The organism is Pseudomonas antarctica (genome assembly GCF_900624995.1).
In the GTDB taxonomy this organism is placed as follows: Bacteria; Pseudomonadota; Gammaproteobacteria; order Pseudomonadales; family Pseudomonadaceae; genus Aquipseudomonas; species Aquipseudomonas antarctica.
The window spans coordinates 1-3,619 of sequence record NZ_UYXQ01000215.1; the positions used below are offsets into that span (position 1 = coordinate 1).

Annotated in this window: 3 protein-coding genes and 3 pseudogenes; 3 read left to right on the top strand and 3 right to left on the bottom strand. The window is 61.8% G+C overall.

What is annotated here, in order from left to right:
• Positions 1–292 (bottom strand): annotated as a pseudogene (locus E0F99_RS29255) (ribonucleotide-diphosphate reductase subunit beta); the annotation flags it as partial.
• A 670-nt stretch (positions 293–962) separates the two neighbouring features.
• Here E0F99_RS29255 and E0F99_RS29265 point away from each other — a divergent pair.
• Positions 963–1,481 carry a sigma-70 family RNA polymerase sigma factor gene (locus E0F99_RS29265; protein WP_083358243.1) on the top strand — a complete coding sequence of 173 codons (519 nt, stop codon included), beginning with the start codon at positions 963–965 and terminating at the stop codon, positions 1,479–1,481.
• A complete protein-coding gene (locus E0F99_RS29270) occupies positions 1,478–2,398 on the top strand; it encodes a FecR domain-containing protein (protein WP_083358244.1) in 921 nt (306 codons plus the stop codon). Before E0F99_RS29265 ends, E0F99_RS29270 begins: the two co-directional genes overlap by 4 nt.
• 70 nt (positions 2,399–2,468) lie before the next feature.
• Here E0F99_RS29270 and E0F99_RS30790 read toward each other — a convergent pair.
• A pseudogene (locus E0F99_RS30790) lies at positions 2,469–2,570 on the bottom strand (ABC transporter ATP-binding protein); the annotation flags it as partial.
• Positions 2,571–2,922: 352 nt separating this feature from the next.
• Here E0F99_RS30790 and E0F99_RS29280 point away from each other — a divergent pair.
• Positions 2,923–3,138, top strand: a complete 216-nt coding sequence (locus tag E0F99_RS29280; RefSeq protein ID WP_003173733.1) for a TOBE domain-containing protein — start codon at positions 2,923–2,925, stop codon at positions 3,136–3,138.
• 61 nt (positions 3,139–3,199) lie between these two features.
• On the opposite strand, the pseudogene E0F99_RS30795 reads toward E0F99_RS29280, so the two are convergent.
• Positions 3,200–3,619: pseudogene (locus tag E0F99_RS30795) on the bottom strand (hypothetical protein); the annotation flags it as partial.

Consider the following 3,619-nt stretch of genomic DNA (forward strand, 5'->3'; position numbering starts at 1 on the left):
GTGGGTTGTGGTCGGCGCGTGAGTTGATCTGGAGCTTTTCGTCGACGGCGACGCGGGCGGCGGGGCCTTCCAGCTCAGCGAGGCGTTCGGCGACGTCGAGTTTGTCCAGGGCAGCCTTGGCGCGCACGATGGCGGCGGAGTCACTGGCGGTGACGGCGCGGGCTTCGATGGCGGCGGCAGCGCCGGCACCGTCGAGGCGGTCCATGTTGGCTTCGCTGGCGTGGCCGGCGTTGGCGCCTTTGATCACCGCTGCACCGGTGTCTTCGTTGTCGACTTCATCCCAACTCAGCATTGAAATACTCCTTCATGGTCTGTTCTGACGGCGTATGAACCCGTCCAAAAATAAGCGGTTTGCAGGCTACTAGGCATTGAAATACTGCGCGTAGTGTGGTCGGTCAATACCGATACTGCACACTATGTAGTGGTCTGTTCTGTCTGTGGGCACACTATATGGTGTGTAACACGTTAGGTCAACGACGCGCGCGGGCGTTGACAGTCGCCAGCATGCCCAGCCGGCGGGCGGCCAGCGCAATGCCTTGGGCGTGGTTGCCGCAGGGGCGCGACACCGCGCCCGCTACTGTTCGCCAGTGACTGACGGAGCTGCCGACCGACGATTACGTCATCCACGCTGAAGTCGCTGTGCACCGCACTGCTGCCGTCGAACCCGAGGCCTTGCTCAAGGGGCCGCTGATCACCGGTGCGCAGAGCGGACGGATAAGCCAGTGCAGCTGCGAATCGACGGGCAGTTGCAGCGCAGCGGTTGCAAAAAATTGGCGCCTTGCAGGGCGATCAGTGTTGGATTGGCGCGAATGCAGTGCTGGCGCCTGCCAGGGCATCGGGCAGGTGTTCGACGCAGAGGCGTCTGTATAAGCGCAATGTTGAAAAGGGCATGGTGTGTCGGCGCGATATTAAATAGAATTAATCTCATTTGAGACTCACTCGCGCTGCGCAGGTCGCTTGCTATGAATGATGCTGTTGTCCCGACCCACGCCCCCGAGCTGACCTTGTCGAGTTTGTACCGCGACCACCACAGTTGGCTCGAAAGCTGGCTGCGGCGGCGCCTGGGCAACGCCTGGGATGCGGCGGACCTGAGCCAGGATACGTTCCTGCGCGTGCTGGCCAGCGCCCAGCCGATTGCGCAGATGCAGGCGCCGCGCGCGTACTTGGTGACGGTCGGCAAGCGCCTGCTGGTCAACTTCCATCAGCGGCGCAGCCTTGAGCAGGCTTACTTGAATGCCTTGGCGAACCTGCCAGAGACGTGCGTGCCGTCGCCCGAGCAGCGCTGGTTGGTGCTGGAAACCCTGCAAGCGTTGGATGAGTTGCTCGACGGGTTGCCGGTGCGGGTGCGCCGCGCGTTTCTGTGGAGCCAACTGGAGGGCCTGGGGTATCGGGAGATTGCCGAACGGCTCGACGTTTGCGAGCGCACGGTGAAGCGCTACATGGCGCAAGCCTACGAGCACTGTTTGCTGGTGCAGCTGTGAGCCGAGAGGTCGCGCGTGCCGCCGCCCAGTGGCTGGCTTTGCTGGAGTCCGGCGCGGCCACCGAGTGTGATCATGCCGCGTTGCAGCACTGGCGCGACAGCCATCCCCAACACGAACAGACCTGGCAGAGAGCCCAAACCCTGCGCCAGCGTTTCAGCGACTTGCCTCACGCATTGGCGATGGCCAGCCTCGACCGCCCGCAACCGGGGCGGCGTGCAATCCTCAAGCGCGCACTGGGTGTCGCGGCGTTGGTGCCGACGGCCTGGCTGGTCAGCCGCCAGCTGCCCATCGAGGCGTGGCGCGCGGACTTGCACACTGCCACGGGCGAGCGCAGGCGCGTGCCGTTGGCCGATGGCAGCAGCATTCAACTCAACACCGCCACGGCGGTGGATGTCGACCTCGCGCAACGGCGCATCACGCTGGTGGACGGTGAGCTGGCCGTGAATGTGCAAGGCTTGGCGTCGATGACGGTGAAAACCCGCTACGGCGAGGTTCATGTCAGCCAGGCGCAGGTGTGTGTGCGCCAGCTGACAGCCGGCTGCGTGGTGTCGGTGATTAAGGGGACGGTACCGGTGCGTGATGTGCGCGGGCAACTGGCGACATTGCGCGCAGGGCAGCAAGCGCGGTTAAGGCCCGCCGGTCTTGGTGCCTGGGTGCCTTATGACGTGCTGCAACTGGGCTGGCGTGACGGCGTATTGACTGCACAGGATCAGGCGCTGGGAGATTTTTTGCGCGAGTTGGAGCGTTATCGCCCGGGTGTGCTGCGCTGGGACCCGAGCCTGGAAACGCTGCGAGTTACCGGCAGCTTTCGCCTGGATGATACCGACCGCATCCTCACGCTGTTGTCCCAGACCCTGGGGTTTGAGGTGCGCGCGCGGACGCGGTATTGGGTGACGCTGAGCCGGACACTGGCGTGATACGTTTTGTTGCGAGCGGGTTTCCTGTGGCAAGCCCGTTTGCCGCAGGGAGCCCATGAGCCTTGGCCTGGATCAAATGCGCCCGCTGCAACGCGGTCAGGGACAGCGCCTTGAGTCGGGCCCGCAACGGGTCACGCCGGCATGGGTGAAGCGGGTCCACCGCCCGCTTCTGGTTGCAGGCACGAGGCGAGGGCGCAGGCGTCCAGTAAGCGTTGGGGAAAGGGTTGATGGAGCAGCTGCGAACACGGCGTTGGGAGAAGGCTTTTCTTATTAGTTAGAAAATTAAAATGGCATGTTCCATCCTGCTTTATCGGGATACGCAGTCTCTGCGCCACCTGTCACGCAGGGGTATTTCAGGGCGTTTAACCCCAATAGTGCTGTGATGCTGTCAGGCGAACAGTATTTATATATCCTAATCGAATAAATAAAGAGTTATATATTCTTTTTAATGTTTTATTGGGTGGCGCATTTTGAGGGCCTGCGCATTCGTGCGGATTGACTCAACAGCCAAAAGGAAAGCCGACATGACCATCAAAGCGATCAACGTGCGCAACCAGTTCAAGGGCGTGATCAAGGAGATTTTGCTGGGGGAAGTGGTGTCCGAGATCGACGTGCAAACCGCGTCCGGCATCGTGACGTCGGTGATTACCACGCGCTCGGTGCGCGACCTGGAATTGAAAGTGGGCAGCGAAGTGATTGCCTTTGTGAAGTCGACCGAAGTCTCCATTGCCAAGCTGTAAACCCACGCCAAATGTCGGAGGCAGCAAGCCCCTCGCACATTTGGCGTTGTGTACTATCAGTTGATGCGCCGAACGCACCGCCCGCCACTGGCAGGCCGCCTGCCGCCTGGGCCAGCGGGTCTTTGCTATCGACGCCACTTTTGATCGCCAACGCACCCAACACGGTATCGGCAAAACCACCGACGATATCCGTGGCCGGGCCTAATGCCTCACCGATCTTGTCGCCCAGGCGCACAAAGTGGCTGGAACCACCGGCAAAACCTTGCAGGCCTTCGTTGAGGAATTTCTCCAGGGTTTCCTGGGTGCGGCGCGGCAGGTCGAGCAGGCTGCCTTTCAATACGCCTTTGAGCAGGCCGAACAGGTTTTTGGTGGCCAGCGCCTTATTCTCGTCGGAGATCTTGCTCGGGTTCGCGAGAATTGCAGTGAGGTCGGTGGTCAAGCCTTCGGCCTCGCGTTGCTGGCTGCTTCGGGGTCCGCTGCG

Bases quoted from the DNA above. Each gene is read 5' to 3' on its own strand.
- E0F99_RS29265 (WP_083358243.1), top strand. From the start codon at position 963: ATGAATGATGCTGTTGTCCCGACCCACGCCCCCGAGCTGACCTTGTCG.
- E0F99_RS29280 (WP_003173733.1), top strand. From the start codon at position 2,923: ATGACCATCAAAGCGATCAACGTGCGCAACCAGTTCAAGGGCGTGATC.